Genomic DNA, 17,994 nt, shown 5'->3' on the forward strand with positions numbered 1-17,994 from the left:
GCCGCTATCTCCTCTCTTTACAGCTCAGTAAACAGCTTTTCTTTTCTATATTCCTGCAAAATATATTCCTCCATTAGCTCCTCTGCCGTCCCATCCTCTGCAAGCTGTCTTGCTGTCAGAATTGCTCCCAAAAGACCAAAGCTTGAATTTTCTAATTCCCGGCTCTCATCATTTTCTATCAGGGTGCAGCTTTCCGTAATAGCTTCCTCCTCTGTTCCCTGCTCCATTATATAATACTGCAGTACTTCATCCGGGAACAGCAAAAAATCTGCCACATAAATCCCATAACTCAATTCCGTCATAGGAATTACCTTAAACTCTGCCATATCTCCCAGCCGGTAAGAAAGACTGACTCTGCGTTCCGGAGCTGTCCGGTATTCAATATAGGTCCGGTTTGTATCCTTAAAGGCCTTAAAAAACGGAAATATTCTGTTCCTTTGTAGAAAATACAGCAAAAGCTCTTCTACCCGTTTGTTCTCCTTTGCAGAAAGCTCCTTTTTTCCGCTCTTTTCCTTCAGAAATGCTAAGGCCATAATCTGACTGAATTCCCTGTCAAGCTCTGCTGGAAGGAAACCAAAGAATTCTTCCGCAAGACTGCTTTCCTTTACAAAATAACGATAGGAATAATAATTAAGATACGCCCTGTTAATACTCAAGTCTTTCTTTTTCCGATAATAAGAAGCAAAAATTTTAGAATGGTTTCTAATATACCCTTCTGTAAACAAAAGCTGTACTAAAATTCTCTCCTCTAATGGCCAGGTCTCTACGGCATTTTCCCGTGCCACCTCCCAGATTCGTGCCATCTGTCCTAATAATCCCTCATAAAAAAGAACAAGATAGATAAGAGTTCCCTGACTGTATCTTCTGCTTTCCAAAAGATAGCTGCAGATAGAAAGAAGTACCTCATCCTTTCCATTTGTTGTTTCCAAAAGCCGGGTAGCCAGACGCAAAAGCCGGTTATATGGCACTCCCTGATATCCCCAGCTTTGTATCAGCTCATAAGCCCTGTCATTTAAGCCTTGTAAAATGCAGTAGTCTATCAGCTTCGGACGTTCTTTTTCTTCCACCAGCTCTGGTGAAAATAGCAGCAGCTGCTCCCGTAAAAGTTCCTCCTCCATCTTATCAAAATATTGATGAATTAAGGCAAGCCGGCACTCTGCCTCATATTCCTTTAAAAGTCCCGGAATATTCAAAACCCTTCTTCTGATTTCATTTGCATTTTCATCAAACTTCTGATACTTTTCTATCTTCTCATACCGGTTCAGCAAAAGATGCAGATTCTCGCCATCCACCCGGAAGCACTCCTCATACCAGGAAGACAAATCCAGATAATTTTCTCTCCTGTATTCAATCGAAGACCCATATCTTGCCCCATCTTTATCTACAAAAGAAATCCTTGCATTCTCTGTAAACACATAGATGTCAGCCCTGCCCTTTTCCAAAGGATAATATTCCTCAGACACAAGCTCCTTATGCTGTACATATACACCTGTAATATTCGGATTATCACAGGAAAGCTCCTCACGGAATAAAAACCTGGACAGCTTTTTTAAATAAAAATCATTCATCATTTCCGGCTTTAAAACCTCAGGATATATAACTGCTAGCAAATGATTCAATGCTCCTTCAGAAAGCCGCTTCAAAGCAAACTGTTCTATCAGTCCCAGGAAATTCAGATAGATGTCCTCTTCCTCTCTTTTGTGCCTGATAATATAAGAAAACAAAAGCTCCTTTGCACTGTCCGGGAGCAGGCTGTCATAGCTAAAATAAGTAAGCACCTGTTTTGGTATTCTAAAGTCGAATCCTTCATCCGCAGAGCATAAATATGCCTCATACAATCCCTGAAGCCTTAGCTGCATCAAAATTCCCTTTTCATACCATGGAAAATACCGGCTTCCCAGACAATTATTTTTAATCATAACTGCGTTAATTGCATACAAAACCTGTTCGGATGGTTCCTGCTTATAGAGCTCCTTTAGCCCGTCCAGGGCATGCAGACAATTTTCCTCATTGGCTGCCAGGAAAACATATCTTTCCTTAACCTCTGGTGATAAAAGATTCATCCGGCTTCCCCAATTAAGAGCACTGATTAAAGAACTGTTAAGCTGCTTTAACAGAGCGGGCTTTTCATTTAATGCCTCTAAAAGCTCAATGTGTAAAAGAGTACTCGGATGATGCTTTTGATTATACTGCTCTATCTGTTCAAAGCATTTTCTGGCGTCCCAGCAAAGTGTCGCCTTTACCTGTAAAAGCAGCCACAAAAGCCACATATTATCCGGCTCTTTTTCCCAAAGCCCTAAAAGTCTCCCGACATAGCCCTTCTTTTCCTCCATATTCTCACAGGCAAGATACCAAAGCCATGCTTCACAGCCCTTCTGGAGCCTGTCCTCCGGATGCATATCCTTTAAAAGCTCCTGTGCCAGAGCCCCCTGGTTATTCAAAATCATAAAATAGATTTCCAGATACTGTTCTATTATCTCAGGAAATACATTCTGATTTTCCCGGCGAAGCCTGAGCCCTTCCTTTGCATAGCTGCTTTTCTCCAAAAGTCCGCATCTGTACTGGAAATAGGTATTCATAAGCCAAAGCTTTACTTCCTTTTGCTTTCTTCGCCGTTCCTTTTCCTCTCTTCGGCTTACACAGACAGCACAAACCTCTATTGTGAGAAGCTGATGGATGGTCTTAATATATAAACGTCCGTAATTCTTTCCATCATGCAGCTTTTCTTTTCTAACCAGAAATTCCAGCATGTATTCATCCCCAATGAAGCTATCACTCCAGATGACCTTATGCTCCGGCTGTAAAAATTCTGCATCTGACCATACCTCAACTTTTAAATATCCCCAGTTATCTTTTTTTATCATCAAAGACTCTGCAAAGCTTTCCGTTACCTCATCATAATAAAAGGAGGATACATCGGTACTCAGCTGGATTTTCCATTTTTTACTGCCATCTATTAAAAACTCCTCCAGCTCCTGGCTGGCTGGTCCTCCTCCGCTTCTTCTGGCATACAAAAGCTTATACTGCTCTACTGCCGCCGCCCAGTCATCCCTTGCTAAATTTGCCAGACGAAAAAGATTCCCTGCCTTTTTTTTCTGCTCATTCTCTTTTATCGTAAGCTCTACACTAATTCTATATTCACCACAGCTGGTAACCAGATAAATTTCTCCCCGCAGATGCTCCTCTGCCTTCCTATCCATTGTACGAAGCTCATAATCAATCAGAGCCTCTGTACCAAAAAAGGCCGTAGCTTCCAAATGGATAAAAGGGGCTGTTGCATACAAAACCCCCTTCATTCTTCTGTTATCGAAATTACGGATAAACAGTGTGCCTTTAGCACTGCCTCCCTCCTGTGCTTCCTTTTGTATTGCCTCCTCCTGCAGAATCAGCACTGCAGGGGTATATTCAAATTCTTCTCTCGCCAGCTGGTAAATTTTCTTTTTCATCGGTGCCTCTCAAGTAAATATTTGCATTTTTCCCAAAATGCCTTATAATAGTAAATTATACCACTGATTTTGACCTTTGTACAACGTTTTCAGAAAGGATTTTAAAATATGATTAAGCATAAGGAGCATTTTCACGGAAGTGATTTAGAAAAAATAGAAAATATTTATGGCATAAAAAAAGAGGACATTACCAGCTTTTCCGCTAACGTAAACCCCCTTGGGGTTTCTTTCCGCCTGCGGGAAACTCTGGCCTCCCGTATTGATGCCATTACCTCTTACCCGGATCGGGAATACACAAGTCTCAGAAAGGCCATTGCCTCCTATATCCACTCTGACCCGGAATATATTCTGGTCGGTAATGGTTCTACCGAGCTGATTTCTATTATGATTCAGCTTCAGAAGCCGAAAAAGGCCCTGATTATTGGCCCGACCTACTCAGAATATGAACGTGAGGTTTCCTTAGAAGGTGGACGTTCCCTGTACTTTAGCCTCAAAGAAGAGGATAACTTTGAGTTAAATCTCCAGGCCTTGTCAGAAGAACTGCAAAAGGACATTGACCTTTTAATTATCTGCAATCCGAACAATCCAACCTCTACTGCCATCCCCCGCAACAAAATGCGTCAGATTCTGGATATCTGTAAGGAACGCGATATCTTTGTTATGGTGGACGAAACCTATGTGGAGTTTGCAGAACAGATGGAGGAGATAACCTCGGTTCCACTGACGGAATATTACAACAATATTATTATCCTACGCGGCATTTCCAAGTTTTTTGCTGCTCCAGGGCTCCGCCTGGGCTATGCTGTCTTTTGCAATACTGATTTGATAAAGGAAATCAACCAGAAGAAGAATCCGTGGACCATTAACAGCCTGGCTGCTATTGCCGGTGAAATTATGTTTTCCGATGAAGAATATAAGAAAGCGACCCGCCAGCTGATTTCCAGCGAACGGATTCGTATCTGTGACGAACTGTCCAAACTTCCGGAATATAAGGTCTATCCACCTACTGCCAATTTTGTACTTGTCCGTATTGAAAAAGAAGGACTTACCTCAGAAGAGCTCTTTGATATGGCAATCCGCCGCGGCCTTATGATCCGCGACTGCTCTACCTTCCCATTCTTAGACAACCGCTACATCCGCTTCTGTTTTATGAGCCCGGAAAAGAATGATGAGCTTCTGGATGTATTGAAGGCGGCTGTCCAATAAGAGCTTGCTAACAACTGACGGTGTATCAGAAAATAAATCCATTTATTTCGCTCGTAAAAAACGGAATTTTGGGAAACCAGCTTTTAAAGATGTTTTTATCTGTAGCTTCGGAAGAACGTGGAGAGTCCCTCCAGAGTTTTCATAAGTACCGGTATCTCATCCTCTGACAGCTGTCCCATCACAGCGTTTGTCATCTGCCGGTGGAAATCAGCATGATGAAAATACGCCCTTTCTCCCTTTGGAGTCAGGCGGATATAGACAACGCGGCGATCCTCTTCGCTGCGTTCTCTTATCACATAGCGTTTTTTTACCAGACTGTTCATGGAGGTCGTCAGGGAACCGGCTGTGATATTGAGCTGCTTCGCGATAGCAGACATGGTACGGTCTCCTGAAGTTCCTACAGCCTCTATGATATGCATATCGTTATTTGTAATATCCTTAAATTCCTCTGTAATAATGGCTTTCTCTTCCAGCTCCCAGATTTCATGAAACAGATGAACCAGAATGTCATTAATCGTCTTATAGGTATCCACTTGCTTCCTCCTTTGAAAGAATTTTAATACCTTCTACCATTATACACATTATTTAGAGAAAAATAAAGAATCAATCACTTCTTTTACAGATTCTATCCTTTCTGCCTTCCATGCCCTTGCTCCGCAAAACAAAAGGGCATTTTCAATATCCCCTCTGGCTGCATTCATTAAAGCCTGCGTAATACAATAGGGTGTTTCAGCAGGGTTACAGGTCTTAAGGCAGTCATAGCAGCGTTTTGGCGGTATTCTTTTCTCTTGATATACCCTGTCAATAAAAGGATTTTTTATCGCACGTCCCGGCATGCCGACTGGGCTTTTCACCAGCACAATATCCTCTTTTTCTGCTTTTAGGTAGCTTTCCTTGTAACGGATATCCGCATCACATTCCTCTGTTGTCACAAAGCGGCTTGCCACCTGCACACCGTCTGCTCCAAGCTCCAGAGCCCGTTCCACAGCCTCTTTGCTGTCAATGCCTCCTGCCAGTACTACTGGAATTTTTCGTTTATATTTTTCTTCATACTCCTGCACAATCAGAAATATAGAAAGGACTTCCTTTTCATAGCTTTCCCGGCACTTTTCATAAGCAGAAAGCTCCTCCAGAGAAAAGCCCAGATGTCCTCCGGCCTGCGGCCCTTCTACTATCAAAAGGTCTGCAGTACGGTTATATTTTTTACCCCAGAGCTTTAAAAGCACTCCGGCTGCCTTTGCTGATGATACAATCGGTGCAATTTTAGCCTTCTCCACAGGAACATATTCTGGTAAAGAAACAGGAAGTCCTGCCCCGGAAATAATCAAATCTGCACCAGCCTCCACAGCCGCCTCTACATGTTCCTTATAATGATTCATGGCAACCATGACATTAAATCCAATTACTCCCTCTGGAGCCATCCTCCTGGCTTTTTCATATTCCTTTTTTATAGCTCTTAGATTGGCTTCCAGCAGATTCTCTTCAAAATCTGGCTCACGAAAGCCTGGCTGAGCTGCGGAAATGATACCAACAGCTCCTTCCTTTGCTACCGCTCCTGCCAGTGATCCAAGACTGATGCCGATACCCATACCGCCCTGTATTAACGGTATTTTAGCTTCCTTTTCTCCAATTTGCAGAGGTTTATAATCCATATTTTTCCTCTCTCTCTAAAATTTCCGAAATCTCTGATATCGCTTTTCACAAAGCTCTTCCTCCGAAAGCTCCCCTGAAGCTTTCAAAAACCGACAGATTCCTGTCCTAAGCTCCACACAGACCTCTTCCATAGTCTCTGTAGTCAGCTGTTCCGGCTCTGCAATGACCTGTTCAATCATCCCAGCAGCCTTTAAATCCTGGGCTGTCATTTTCATTACCTCAGCAGCTTCCTTTGCCCGTTTACTGTCCTTCCACAAAATCGTAGCAAAGCCCTCAGGAGAAAGAATGGAATATACTGAGTTTTCCAGCATCCAGACCTCATCTGCTACGGCAAGAGCCAATGCTCCGCCGCTGCCGCCTTCTCCAATCACAATAGATAATACAGGCACCCTTAAGCCTGCCATTTCAAAAAGATTTCTTGCAATAGCCTCGCCCTGTCCTCTCTCTTCTGCCTCAAGACCACAAAAGGCTCCCGGCGTATCTACAAAGCAAATCACAGGCCGCTGAAACTTCTCCGCCTGCTTCATCAGCCGCAAGGCCTTCCGGTACCCCTCCGGTGAGGGCATACCAAAATTGTGTGCAATATTTTCCTTCGTTGTTTTTCCCTTTTCCTGAAAAATTACCGTCACCGGCTGTCCCTCAAAGAGTCCTACACCACCTAAGATTGCCCTGTCATCCCTAAATAGACGGTCTCCATGAAGCTCTATAAATTCTGAAAACAGTCGCTTTCGGTAATCACTTCCCACCGGACGGTCAGAGCGTCTTGAAAGGGCTACTCTATCCCAGGCAGACAGCTCTTGCCTTTCCTCTCCTGCCGCCTTTTTCTGGTAAGAAACCGCCTTTTTTCTATCCTTTGCCTCCTTTTTCTCATGCAGCATAAGAAGACGGGACAGCACTGCCTTTTGCTCCCTCCGCTCTACCAGACGGTCAACAAAACCATGCTCTAAAAGAAATTCTGCTGTCTGAAAGCCCTTTGGAAGCTTCTGTCCGATGGTCTGCTCAATTACCCGGGGTCCGGCAAATCCAATTAAGGCTCCCGGCTCTGCCAAAATCACATCCCCCAGCATAGCAAAGCTAGCTGTCACACCACCGGTTGTCGGATTCGTTAATACAGAAATATAGAGAAGTCCCGCATCACTGTGCCGTTTCAAGGCTGCGGCTGTCTTTGCCATCTGCATAAGCGAGGTCATTCCCTCCTGCATTCTGGCACCACCGGAGCAGGCAAAAATAATCAGCGGCAGACGCTCCTTTGTTGCCCGCTCAATCGTCCTGGTTATTTTTTCACCAACTACGCCTCCCATGCTTGCCATAATAAAACGGCTGTCGCAGACAGCAACTGCGGCCTTTCTTCCTTCGATTGCCAGCCTGCCACATAAAACAGCCTCCTCAAGCCCTGTCTTTTCCTGTGCTTTTTTTATCTTTTCCTCATAGCCCTTATAATTTAACGGATTCTTCGTCTCAAGCCCCTGGCTCCATTCCTCAAAGCTTCTCTCATCTGCTAAAAGCTCCACCCGTGTTCTCGCATGAATACGGAAATAAGTTCCACAGCTCGGGCAGATATAGTCATTTCTTTTTACCTCTTCCGTAAAAATCGCCTTTTTGCAGACATTACATTTCTTTAAAAGTCCCTCCGGCACCTCCGGTGCCTTCTCCAGAGTCTTTTCCTCCTCTTTGTTAAATGCACTTCGGGTCTTTTTAAACATATTTTTCAGCTGCAACCTCTATTACCTCCCAAAGCAAGGCTCTGTTTCCAATGAAGCCCTTTCCATTTTTTCAATAAAATCAATATCAATATCGCCGGATATATACAGAGGATGATTCATAATCTCATACTGGTAATCCACATTGGTATCAATACCCTCGATAATAACCTCTCCCAGAGCACTGCACATTTTTGCAATAGCTTCCTTCCTGTCCTTTCCATAGACAATCAGCTTTGCCAGCATGGAATCATAGTAGGCCGGTACCTGGTAGCCACTGTAAATTGCCGTATCAATCCGCACACCCTCGCCGCCGGGAAGGTACATTCCGGTAATTCTTCCTGGAGAAGGACGGAAATTCTGTGCCGGATTTTCAGCATTAATCCGACATTCTATTGCATGTCCCTTAAAATGAATGTCCTCTTGGGAAAAGGAGAGTGGAAGCCTGGAAGCAATCCTTAACTGCTCCTTTATCAAATCAATCCCCGTCACCCATTCCGTTACCGGATGCTCTACCTGAATCCGGGTATTCATCTCCATAAAATAAAAGCTTCCATCCTTTTCTAAAAGAAATTCTATGGTTCCCGCATTTTCGTAGCCTGCTGCCTTTGCTGCCCGGACAGCAGCCTCTCCCATCTGCTTTCGTAGCTGGTCCGAAATTGCCTCTGAGGGTGATTCCTCTACCAGCTTCTGGTGATTTCTCTGAATGGAGCAGTCTCTCTCTCCCAGATGAACTACATTACCATAATGGTCTGCCAGTATCTGGAATTCGATATGTCTTGGATGCTCCACCAGATGTTCCACATACATAGTGCCATCGCCAAAGGCTGCCTTGGCCTCTTTCTGTGCTGTCTGAAAGCTTTTTTCAAATTCCTCCGGTTTTTTTGCCGCCCGCATGCCCTTGCCGCCACCGCCCAGAGCTGCTTTTATCATAACCGGATAGCCAGCCTCCTTTGCAGCCTCTTTGCCTGCTTCTACATCCCAAACAGCCTCTTTCCCTCCTGGAATTACTGGTACTCCGGCATTTATCATCGTATTTCTTGCCTCGGCCTTATTTCCCATTCGCTCAATGACAGCGGAGGATGGTCCGATAAAGGTAATGTTACACTGCTCACAAAGAGCTGCAAATCTTGCATTTTCCGATAAAAATCCAAAGCCGGGATGAATGGCATCTGCTCCAGATACTAAAGTCGCACTGATAATCTGCTCCATATTCAGATAGCTCTGGGCCGAAGGTGCCGGTCCGATGCAGACTGCCTCATCTGCCAGCTGGGTATGAAGTGCCTCCCTGTCCACTTCCGAATGAACTGCAACTGTTTCAATTCCCATTTCTCTGCAAGCCCGGATAATCCGCACTGCAATTTCTCCTCTGTTCGCAATCAATACCTTTTTTATCACTGTTCTCACCTATCCGATCATAAAGGTCAGCTCTGCACTGGCAACTGTCCTTCCATCTACGGACGCTATTGCCTCGCCAACACCAACCGGTCCCTTTTCCCTTATAATCCGGGTCTCAAGCCTAAGCTTGTCACCCGGTACTACCTTGCCGCGAAATCTGCACTTTTCAATTCCACCAAAGTAGGCAATCTTTCCTTTCTTTTCTGCCTGACTCAAAATAGCTACCGCCCCTGTCTGGGCCAGTGCCTCAATAATCAGAACTCCCGGCATGACCGGCTCCTGCGGAAAATGCCCTCTGAAAAAGTCCTCCCGGAAGGTGACACATTTATAGGCAATGGCATACTCTCCCGGCACATAATCCTCTATCGCATCCACCAGTAAAAAGGGATGCCGGTGAGGGAGAATTTCTTCTATTTCCTTAACTGTCAATGCATTCATGTTTTCTTCCTTTCTCTATACAATCCTAAACAAGGGCTGTCCATACTCTACCATTTGGCCATTTTCGACCAAAATCTCCGCTACCGTGCCATCATACTCTGATTCAATTTCATTCATCAGCTTCATAGCCTCAACAATCGCCAGCACCTGTCCCTTTTTCACTACATCTCCAGTCTTTACAAAGGCCTCGGCATCCTCTGCCGGAGCTGCATAAAAGGTCCCCACTAGCGGTGAGCTGATTAGCTTTTCTTCTGCAGTTGTCTCCCTCACAGATACAGCCTGTACGGTAACTCTTGTATCCATTTCCGGCTGAAGTGCCTCTGCTTTTGTCACCGTGGTCTGCTTTTTTAAGGACAACCGTACACCATTTTCCTCATACCGGAAGCCGGTCAGCTTTGATGCTGAAACAGCCTCCACCAGCTCTAAGATTTCTTTTATCTCCATGCCTATCTACCCTTCATACTTTTTTACTAGCAAAGCTGCATTGTGACCTCCAAAGCCCAGAGAATTACTGATGGCACATTTTATCTGCCTCTCAAGAGGTGCCCCTAGCACATAATTGAGGTCGCATTCCTCTTCGGTTTCTCTGGTTCCCATCGTCTGATGAATAAAGCCCTCCTCTAGGGATTTCACACATACAATAAGCTCTATTGCTCCAGTTGCTCCTAAAAGATGGCCTGTCATGGACTTGGTAGAGTTAACAGCCACCTTGTCTGCTGCCGCTCCCAGTGCCGCCCGGATAGCTCTCGTTTCATACAAATCATTGTGACGTGTACTGGTGCCGTGAGCGTTAATATAATCAATTTCTTCCGGAGAAACCTTTGCTTCCTCCATTGCCAGGGTCATAGCCCTTGCTGCACTCTCTCCATCCTCTGCCGGTGAGGTAATATGGTAGGCATCTGCTGTTGATCCATAGCCTGCCAGCTCTGCATAGATTCTGGCTCCCCGGCGTTTTGCATGCTCTAACTCCTCCAGTACGACAATACCTGCTCCTTCTCCCAGCACAAAGCCGCTTCTGTCCTTATCAAAAGGAATGGATGCCCGAAGAGGGTCTGTCACTGTTGTCAGAGCCGTTAATGCCGTAAAGCCTGCGATTCCCGTCGGACAGATACAGCTTTCACAGCCGCCTGCCAGCATAACATCCGCATCTCCATGCTGGATTGCCCGGAGGGCATCTCCTATGGAGTTAGAGCCTGTTGCACAGGCTGTGACCACATTGGTGCATTTTCCCTTCAGTCCCAGCCGAATTGAAATATTTCCTGCCGCCATATTGGAAATCATCAGTGGAACCATCAAGGGATTCACTCTGGCAGGCCCTTTTTCTAAAATCTTTTTATATTCCCTCTCAATTATCTCCAGGCTTCCGATGCCGGAACCAACAATAACGCCAATCCGGTAAGGATCCTCTGCCTCCATAGAAAGCTCCGCATCTGAAAAAGCCTCAACTGCCGCAGCTACGCCAAACTGTGAAAAACGTTCCATCCGTTTTGCTGCCTTAAAGTCCATCAGGTTCTCTGTCGAAAAGTCCTTTACCTCTGCCGCCAGCTTCACCTTATACTCTGTTGTATCAAAACGGGTAATTTCACCGATTCCCACCTTTCCAGAACGGATTCCTGCCCAGAAATCTGCCACGGTATTTCCGATAGGTGTCACCGCACCAAGTCCTGTTATCACAACTCGCCTCTTCATAAAAACCCTCCTAACTACATCACCATTCCACCGTCTACATGAATCACCTGTCCGGTAATATAAGCGGCTCCTCCCGATGACAAAAAGGCCACAACCTTTGCCACATCCTCCGGCCTTCCAAAGCTGCCCAGCGGAATCTGGGCTGCCGCTGCCTGCTTTACCTCGTCAGAAAGCACCTGGGTCATTTCGGTTTCAATAAAGCCCGGTGCAATAGCATTCACCGTAATTCCACGGCTTCCCAGCTCCTTTGCCGCACTTTTTGTAAGTCCGATCATTCCCGCCTTAGAGGCTGCATAATTTACCTGTCCTGCATTGCCTGCCACACCTACTACAGAAGCCATGTTAATAATTCTTCCATCCCGCTGCTTCATCATCTGCCGTGCTGCAAATCGCATACAGTGAAAGGCTCCTTTTAAATTTACATCCAGCACAGCATCAAAGTCCTCTTCGCTCATCCGCATCAAAAGACCGTCTCTGGTAATGCCCGCATTATTTACTAAAATATCTATTCTTCCAAAATCCTCTATTATTTTTTTAATAAATGTCTCACACTCTGAAAAGGAAGCAACATTACACCGGTACAGGCTGGCTCGGCCGCCTTTTTTTTCTATCTCTTCCTTTACCTCAATAGCCTTTTCTTCGGAGCCGTTGTAGTTAATCACTACAAAAGCCCCCTGCCCGGCCAGCTCCACTGCAACCGCTCTTCCAATTCCTCTGGACGCTCCGGTCACTACAGCAATCTTATTCTTTAACATATAAAAGCTCCTTCCATGTACCAATATTGATAACTTTTGCCTCTGGGGCAATCTTCTTTAAAAATCCTCTTAATGTCTGTCCCGGTCCAATTTCTATAAAGGTGGTAATTCCATTTTTAAGCATAACCTCCATACTCTGCTGCCAGCGTACGCCAGAAGCCACCTGCTTTTTTAGAAGCTCCTTTGTTTTTCCGATCTCTGTTACATATTCTGCAGTCACATTTGTCACATAAGGAAGTGTAAGCTTTGTAAAGATAAGCTTAGAAAGCTCCTTTTCGAGCTTTTCCCCCGCTGCCTCTAACAGCGGAGAATGAAAGGGCCCACTCACATTCAAATCAACAGCCCTTTTTGCTCCCCGGCTTAAAAGCTCTTCCTTAGCCGCTTTGACTGCCTTCGTCCTTCCGGTAATCACCAACTGGCCAGGACAGTTGTAGTTTGCTACATACACATCCGGGATTCCCTGAATACCAGCTTCTACCTCTTCGGCAGTCATGCCAAGAATTGCTGCCATAGCTCCTTCTTTCGCCGGTACTGCCTCCTGCATATAAATTCCCCGTTTTCTTACAGCATAAATGGCCTCCCTTGCACTCATGCCGCCTGCTGCCACAATAGCACAGTATTCTCCCAGACTTAAGCCTGCTGTCACATCTGCTGAAAATCCTGCCTCTTTTACCGCTGAAAGCATAGCAAGACAGGTCGTTACCAGGGCAGCCTGGGTAAATTCTGTCTTATCAAGCTGTTCATTTTTTTCAAAGCAAAGTGCCTTCATATCCATGGAAAGCACCTCAGAGGCCTCCTCAAAAATTTCTCTTGCTACCTGGCTGTTTTCATAAAAATCCTTTCCCATACCGGCCCTTTGCACACCCTGACCCGGGAAAATAAATGCTGTTTTATTCATAAAATCCTGCTTTCTTAATCAAATCGTCGGTTTCCTTAACAAGCTTTTCCATCAGCTCTCTGCAGGTAAGCTCCTCTGACACCATAGCCGCACACTGACCAGCCATTACACTTCCATTTATTACATCACCTTCTACAACAGCCTTTCTCAAAGCTCCCAGTGTCAGCTTTTCCAGCTCCTCAAAGGAAGCTCCATCCTTTTCCAGCTCCAGATACTGTCTTACCATCTGGTTTCTAAGAACCCGAATCGGATGTCCGGTGCTTCGTCCTGTAACTCTGGAATCAATATCCCTTGCCTTCAAAATACTATTTTTATAGTTTTGATGTACCACAGCTTCCTTTGCCACTGCAAAACGAGTCCCCAGCTGTACGCCCTCTGCTCCCAGGATAAAGGCCGCCGCAACACCTCTTCCATCTGCAATACCGCCCGCTGCAATAACAGGAAGCCCCACGGCATCTGCCACCTGCGGTACCAGAACCATCGTCGTGCTCTCGCCGATATGACCGCCTGCCTCACAGCCTTCGGCTACTACTGCATCAGCACCACAACGCTCCATCCGTTTTGCCAGTGCCACAGAAGCAACCACAGGAATTACCTTTACACCAGCTTCCTTCCATAGCTTCATGTATTTTTCCGGATTGCCTGCTCCCGTCGTTACTACCCTTACGCCCTCCTCTGCTATGACCCTTGCCACTTCGTCTGCATAAGGGCTCATCAGCATGATATTGACACCAAAGGGCTTATCTGTCTGCTCCTTTACTTTACGAATCTGCCCCCGCACCCATTCAGCCGGAGCACTGGCAGCTCCGATAAGTCCAAGGCCTCCAGCCTCAGAGACTGCAGTAGCCAGCTGACTTTCTGCTACCCAGGCCATACCACCCTGAATAATCGGATATTCGATTCCTAATAATTCACTTAATCTGGTTCTCATGCACCTCGTCCTTCCTTAGTCCTGCTCCAGATATTCTACAACTGCACCTACGGTAGTCAGCTTCTCTAGCTCCTCCGTAGGAATTTCCTTTCCAAATTCCTCCTCAAAGGACATGACCATTTCAAATAAGTCCAGAGAATCTGCACCTAAATCCTCCTTAAAAGAGGTTTCCATAGCTAATGTGTCCCTTTCACAGCCTAATTCCTTTGCTACAATTTCCTTTACCTTTTCAAACATATCTTTAATCTCCTTTTTTATTAAATACTATGTAATCCGGAAATCTCCGGCAATTACCACATTTTCTACCACTTTATCAAAGATGCTCCCCAGGAAAGACCGGCTCCAAAGCCTGCGAGTATAAGATGATTTCCTCTTCTAAGTCTTCCTGACCGGTTTAATTCATCCAGTAAAATAGGGATACTAGCTGCTGAGGTGTTCCCGTATTCCGAAAGGTTCATCGGGAACCGTTCTGCCTCCACCGAAAGTCGTTTTGCCACTGCCGCAACAATCCTCTCATTTGCTTGATGTAAAAGAAAGAACCGGATATCCTCTTTTTTAAGCTGGCTTTTTTCCAAAACCTCTGCAATGGCCTCTGGTACTCGTCGGACGGCAAATTCAAATACTCTGCGTCCATCCATTTTTATCGTAAGCTCCGGTTCCCGGCAGGTAAGAGCTTTACTGCTTTCCCCATCAGAATAGGCACACATCGGAAGAAGCTCTCCTCCTTCTGCCTTCAGCACTACCGCTCCAGCCCCATCTCCAAAGAGAATACAGGTGCCTCTGTCTGTCCAGTCCACCCGGCTTGACAGCTTCTCTGCACCAATTAAAAGAATTTTTCTATAAATACCTGCAGCTATATAGGCCTGGGCTGTCTGATAGGCAAATAGAAATCCTGTACAGGCCGCATTGATATCAAAGCAGACCGCCTTTTTAGCACCGATTTCTTTTTGCACTTCACAGGCCACACTGGGAAGCACTGCCTCGGCTGAAAAGGTTGCCACGATAATCAGCTCCAGCTTTGCTACCTCTACTGCCGCATTTTCAAGAGCCCTCTTTCCTGCCTCTGCTGCCATAAAGGCGACTGTCTCTGCCCTGGCAATGTGCCGCCGTACAATTCCTGTCCTCTCCCGAATCCATGCATCACTTGTATCTACCATACCCGAAAACTCTTCGTTATCCATACAATACTCTGGTATAAAAGAGCCCGTTCCACAGATTCTTCCTGTCATGTCTGAACCTCATTTCTCAAAATCATTTCTTTTTATTTTGAATTTTTAATATTTTTATTTAAAAATAATTTGACTTTCAAAGTATATTACAAAAAAGCAAGGGTGTCAAGGGGAAATATTAAAATTTCCTCTTTCACCCTAAAATCTTTTACCTTACTCCAAGCTGCCAAAAAGCCACTGCACTGGCGGCTGCAACGTTTAAAGAATCTACCCCGTGGGACATAGGAATACACACCGTATAGTCACAGGCGGTAAAAGCTGCCCCTCTGTTAGCCGGGCATATACATCTAATTCCGGTGCTTCAAAATCAGTTATTTCAATGATATTTGGCATATTTTATCTCCTTCCGATACTGTCTCGGACTTACTCCTTTACACTTTGCAAATACCTTAGAATAATAATTCGGGTCCAAAAAGCCTGCACTGGCAGCTGCTTCCGTAATAGAGCATTCCAAATTTCCTAGGGCTTCCAGGCTCCGCTCAATGCGGTATTCCTGTAAAAAGCCAAACAGCGACATATTCATATATCGTTTAAAGAGGCGGCTGCACTCGCTTTCGCACAGGTGGATGTGCCTGGAAATGTCAGCCAGAGAAATCTTATTTTGATAGTTCTGTTCAATATAGTCCATGATTTTCCGGATTCTTTCATGTTCTGTCCTGTCATGTGCCGTATAATCAGTTCCCGAACGGCTGCTTTTTAAAAGAAGCTTCCAAAAGGACCGAAGCTCTTCAACAATATCAAGCTCATAAGCATCCGGTTTTTCTTCATCCAGGCGAATAATTTCTCGAAGCATCTGCCCTGCCTTATCCCCCTCCTCCCACTGTGCTTCAAAATGAATTCCCGCCAGAGAAAAATCCCGGGTAATCGGCTCCACGTACTTCTGACAAATCCGACTCTGACGAAAACCATAAATAAGCTTGGGATCAAAGGTTATGGAAATATAAGAGCAATCTCTGTTTTCGTACATAAAGCCGGCATGTAGAGCATTTGCATTTCCAAAGAGAACATCGCCTTCCTTTAAATGGAAGCTGTATTGATTCACCTTATATACCATCTGTCCCCTCTCCACAAGGGTAAGCTCTATCTCCGGATGCCAGTGCCAGAAAAAGGAGCCGGACTCATAGCCGGACAGACTTTCATAGCTCACCAGAAACGGAAATTCATCGCTTCCATGCTTTTTTAATTCCTTCTGAAACTGATTTGTAACAATCTGCATCCTTCTCCTCCAAAATCAACAATTTCCCTTTATTTTTTTCTATTTTACCACTTTTCAGTTGAAAAACGCAATATTTTCCTTTTTATACGCTGAATAATCAAGGTTTTTTCCCTGATAAAGCGATATAATGATTAATATAAGCAAATAAATGTATTGGGAGGTAAAAAATGAACACACCAGATTGTACCGTATTAGAAAAAATTTATGGAGAAAGCAAAATCAGTTCCGGACGCTTCCATGTACTGGCTGACCAGCTTGCAAAAAAGTACCAGCACGATTCTGCCGAATTCTTTACCGCACCGGGCAGAACAGAAATCATCGGTAATCACACCGACCACAACGGCGGCAAGGTTATCGCCGGAAGCATCACATTGGATACCATAGGTGCTGCTGCAAAAAATAATACTAATGTGATACATATTACCAGTGAGGGCTACGACAGAGAAATCCTAATTGACTTATCTCAGCTTTCCTCTGTCCCGAAAAATCAGGGTACCGAGTCTCTGGTTGCAGGTATGATGGAAGCCATTCAGAAATTCGGTTTTAGGACTGCCGGCTTTGATGCCTGTGTATCTACCACGGTTATCCGTGCTGCAGGTGTCAGCTCCTCTGCTTCCTTCGAGATGCTTATCTGCTCTATCGTAAATTACCTTTTCAATGATAATGCCATGACCTATGTAGATTTTGCTAAAATCGGCCAGTATGCAGAAAACGTATACTGGGAAAAATCCTCTGGTTTGATGGACCAGCTTGCCTGTGCTGTTGGCGGCACCATTCTTCTGGATTTTTCCGATGCCAAAAATCCAAAATATGAAAAGGTTGATTTTTCCTTCCATGATATCGGCTATGAGCTAGTTATCGTAAACACCGGCAAGGGACATGCTGATTTAAGCCAGGAGTATTCGGAGATTCCATCCGAAATGAAGGAGGCTGCGAAAGCTGCTGGTGCCAGTCTGTTATGCGAGACTAAGCTGGAAGCCCTTTTATCCCATATAGGCGATATTGAAAATGACCGTGCTGTTTTGAGAGCCCTTCATTTCTTTACCGAAACAAAACGTGTTGAGGATGCTGCCAAGGCCATGGAAGAAAGAAATGCTGAAAGCTTATTAAAGCTGATTCAGGCCTCTGGTACCTCCTCCTGGGAGTGGCTGCAGAACTGCTACACCAACCAAAATCCACAGGAGCAGAAGATTACCTTGGCTCTTGCCCTGACCCAGCTTTTCCTGGATAAGAACGGCCGCGGTATCTGCCGTGTCCATGGCGGCGGCTTTGCCGGTGTAATTGCCTGTATCCTGCCGAAGACAGACGCTGACAGCTATGTTTCCTACATTTCCAAATATTTTGGTGAAGAAAATGTTTATCCTATGAATGTCCGCCCTGTCGGAGCCATTCATATTTCTTAAGAACCTACGGGAGCAGGCCCTATAAGTCTGCT

At 45.1% G+C, this 17,994-nt stretch carries 17 protein-coding genes and 1 pseudogene; 2 read left to right on the plus strand and 16 right to left on the minus strand.

All coding sequences use genetic code 11. The annotated features are described in order from the left end of the window. Nucleotides 1-17: 17 nt before the first annotated feature. The gene (locus ASU35_RS12920) at nt 18-3,446 is read right to left on the minus strand and encodes a DUF5717 family protein (protein WP_058353416.1); all 3,429 of its coding nucleotides are present in this window, start codon (nt 3,444-3,446) and stop codon (nt 18-20) included. Nucleotides 3,447-3,554: 108 nt separating this feature from the next. Here ASU35_RS12920 and cobD point away from each other — a divergent pair, with 108 nt between their 5' ends. After that, the gene (gene cobD / locus ASU35_RS12925) at nt 3,555-4,652 is read left to right on the plus strand and encodes a threonine-phosphate decarboxylase CobD (RefSeq protein WP_058353417.1); all 1,098 of its coding nucleotides are present in this window, start codon (nt 3,555-3,557) and stop codon (nt 4,650-4,652) included. A gap of 95 nt (nt 4,653-4,747) precedes the next feature. Here the strand turns inward: cobD and ASU35_RS12930 are convergent, their stop codons facing one another. The 15 genes and pseudogenes from ASU35_RS12930 to ASU35_RS12990 form a co-directional block, all read right to left on the minus strand. Then, on the minus strand, nt 4,748-5,185 hold the full coding sequence (locus tag ASU35_RS12930; RefSeq protein WP_058353418.1) for a MarR family winged helix-turn-helix transcriptional regulator: 438 nt from the start codon (nt 5,183-5,185) through the stop codon (nt 4,748-4,750). A 48-nt stretch (nt 5,186-5,233) separates the two neighbouring features. After that, nucleotides 5,234-6,304 (minus strand): NAD(P)H-dependent flavin oxidoreductase, encoded by a 1,071-nt coding sequence (locus ASU35_RS12935; RefSeq protein WP_058353419.1) that lies wholly within the window; start codon nt 6,302-6,304, stop codon nt 5,234-5,236. Nucleotides 6,305-6,319: 15 nt separating this feature from the next. Then, complete coding sequence (locus ASU35_RS12940; protein ID WP_083504302.1) at nt 6,320-8,023, minus strand: acetyl-CoA carboxylase carboxyltransferase subunit alpha; 1,704 nt, start codon at nt 8,021-8,023, stop codon at nt 6,320-6,322. A 6-nt stretch (nt 8,024-8,029) separates the two neighbouring features. Then, nucleotides 8,030-9,403, minus strand: a complete 1,374-nt coding sequence (locus ASU35_RS12945; protein ID WP_058353420.1) for an acetyl-CoA carboxylase biotin carboxylase subunit — start codon at nt 9,401-9,403, stop codon at nt 8,030-8,032. 9 nt (nt 9,404-9,412) lie between these two features. Then, nucleotides 9,413-9,841 carry a 3-hydroxyacyl-ACP dehydratase FabZ gene (gene fabZ, locus ASU35_RS12950; RefSeq protein WP_058353421.1) on the minus strand — a complete coding sequence of 143 codons (429 nt, stop codon included), beginning with the start codon at nt 9,839-9,841 and terminating at the stop codon, nt 9,413-9,415. A gap of 15 nt (nt 9,842-9,856) precedes the next feature. Next, the gene (gene accB / locus ASU35_RS12955; protein ID WP_058353422.1) at nt 9,857-10,285 is read right to left on the minus strand and encodes an acetyl-CoA carboxylase biotin carboxyl carrier protein; all 429 of its coding nucleotides are present in this window, start codon (nt 10,283-10,285) and stop codon (nt 9,857-9,859) included. A 6-nt stretch (nt 10,286-10,291) separates the two neighbouring features. Next, nucleotides 10,292-11,530: a beta-ketoacyl-ACP synthase II gene (fabF, locus tag ASU35_RS12960; protein WP_058353423.1), complete on the minus strand. Its 1,239-nt coding sequence runs from the start codon at nt 11,528-11,530 to the stop codon at nt 10,292-10,294. A 14-nt stretch (nt 11,531-11,544) separates the two neighbouring features. Then, nucleotides 11,545-12,285, minus strand: coding sequence for a 3-oxoacyl-[acyl-carrier-protein] reductase (gene fabG, locus ASU35_RS12965; RefSeq protein WP_058353424.1), 741 nt, complete (start codon nt 12,283-12,285; stop codon nt 11,545-11,547). Then, nucleotides 12,272-13,183 carry an ACP S-malonyltransferase gene (gene fabD / locus ASU35_RS12970; RefSeq protein WP_058353425.1) on the minus strand — a complete coding sequence of 304 codons (912 nt, stop codon included), beginning with the start codon at nt 13,181-13,183 and terminating at the stop codon, nt 12,272-12,274. Before fabD ends, fabG begins: the two co-directional genes overlap by 14 nt. Then, nucleotides 13,176-14,114: an enoyl-[acyl-carrier-protein] reductase FabK gene (gene fabK, locus ASU35_RS12975; protein ID WP_058353426.1), complete on the minus strand. Its 939-nt coding sequence runs from the start codon at nt 14,112-14,114 to the stop codon at nt 13,176-13,178. The genes fabD and fabK overlap by 8 nt, the downstream gene beginning before the upstream one ends. A 15-nt stretch (nt 14,115-14,129) precedes the next feature. Then, nucleotides 14,130-14,351: an acyl carrier protein gene (gene acpP, locus ASU35_RS12980; protein WP_058353427.1), complete on the minus strand. Its 222-nt coding sequence runs from the start codon at nt 14,349-14,351 to the stop codon at nt 14,130-14,132. 65 nt (nt 14,352-14,416) lie between these two features. Further along, nucleotides 14,417-15,343 (minus strand): beta-ketoacyl-ACP synthase III, encoded by a 927-nt coding sequence (locus ASU35_RS12985; RefSeq protein WP_058353428.1) that lies wholly within the window; start codon nt 15,341-15,343, stop codon nt 14,417-14,419. A 148-nt stretch (nt 15,344-15,491) separates the two neighbouring features. Beyond that, a pseudogene (locus ASU35_RS18835) lies at nt 15,492-15,590 on the minus strand (TrmH family RNA methyltransferase); the annotation flags it as partial. Then, nucleotides 15,551-15,676: a hypothetical protein gene (locus ASU35_RS20510; RefSeq protein ID WP_278278076.1), complete on the minus strand. Its 126-nt coding sequence runs from the start codon at nt 15,674-15,676 to the stop codon at nt 15,551-15,553. The gene ASU35_RS20510 and the pseudogene ASU35_RS18835, both read right to left, overlap by 40 nt. Next, nucleotides 15,660-16,559, minus strand: coding sequence for an AraC family transcriptional regulator (locus ASU35_RS12990; protein ID WP_058353429.1), 900 nt, complete (start codon nt 16,557-16,559; stop codon nt 15,660-15,662). Before ASU35_RS12990 ends, ASU35_RS20510 begins: the two co-directional genes overlap by 17 nt. A 167-nt stretch (nt 16,560-16,726) precedes the next feature. On the opposite strand from ASU35_RS12990, the gene ASU35_RS12995 reads away from it, so the two are divergent. Continuing rightward, entirely contained in the window at nt 16,727-17,962 is a 1,236-nt protein-coding gene (locus tag ASU35_RS12995) for a galactokinase (RefSeq protein WP_058353430.1), read from the plus strand. Nucleotides 17,963-17,994: the final 32 nt, after the last annotated feature.

Origin of the sequence: Acetivibrio ethanolgignens (genome assembly GCF_001461035.1) — a bacterium.
In the GTDB taxonomy this organism is placed as follows: Bacteria; Bacillota; Clostridia; order Lachnospirales; family Lachnospiraceae; genus Velocimicrobium; species Velocimicrobium ethanolgignens.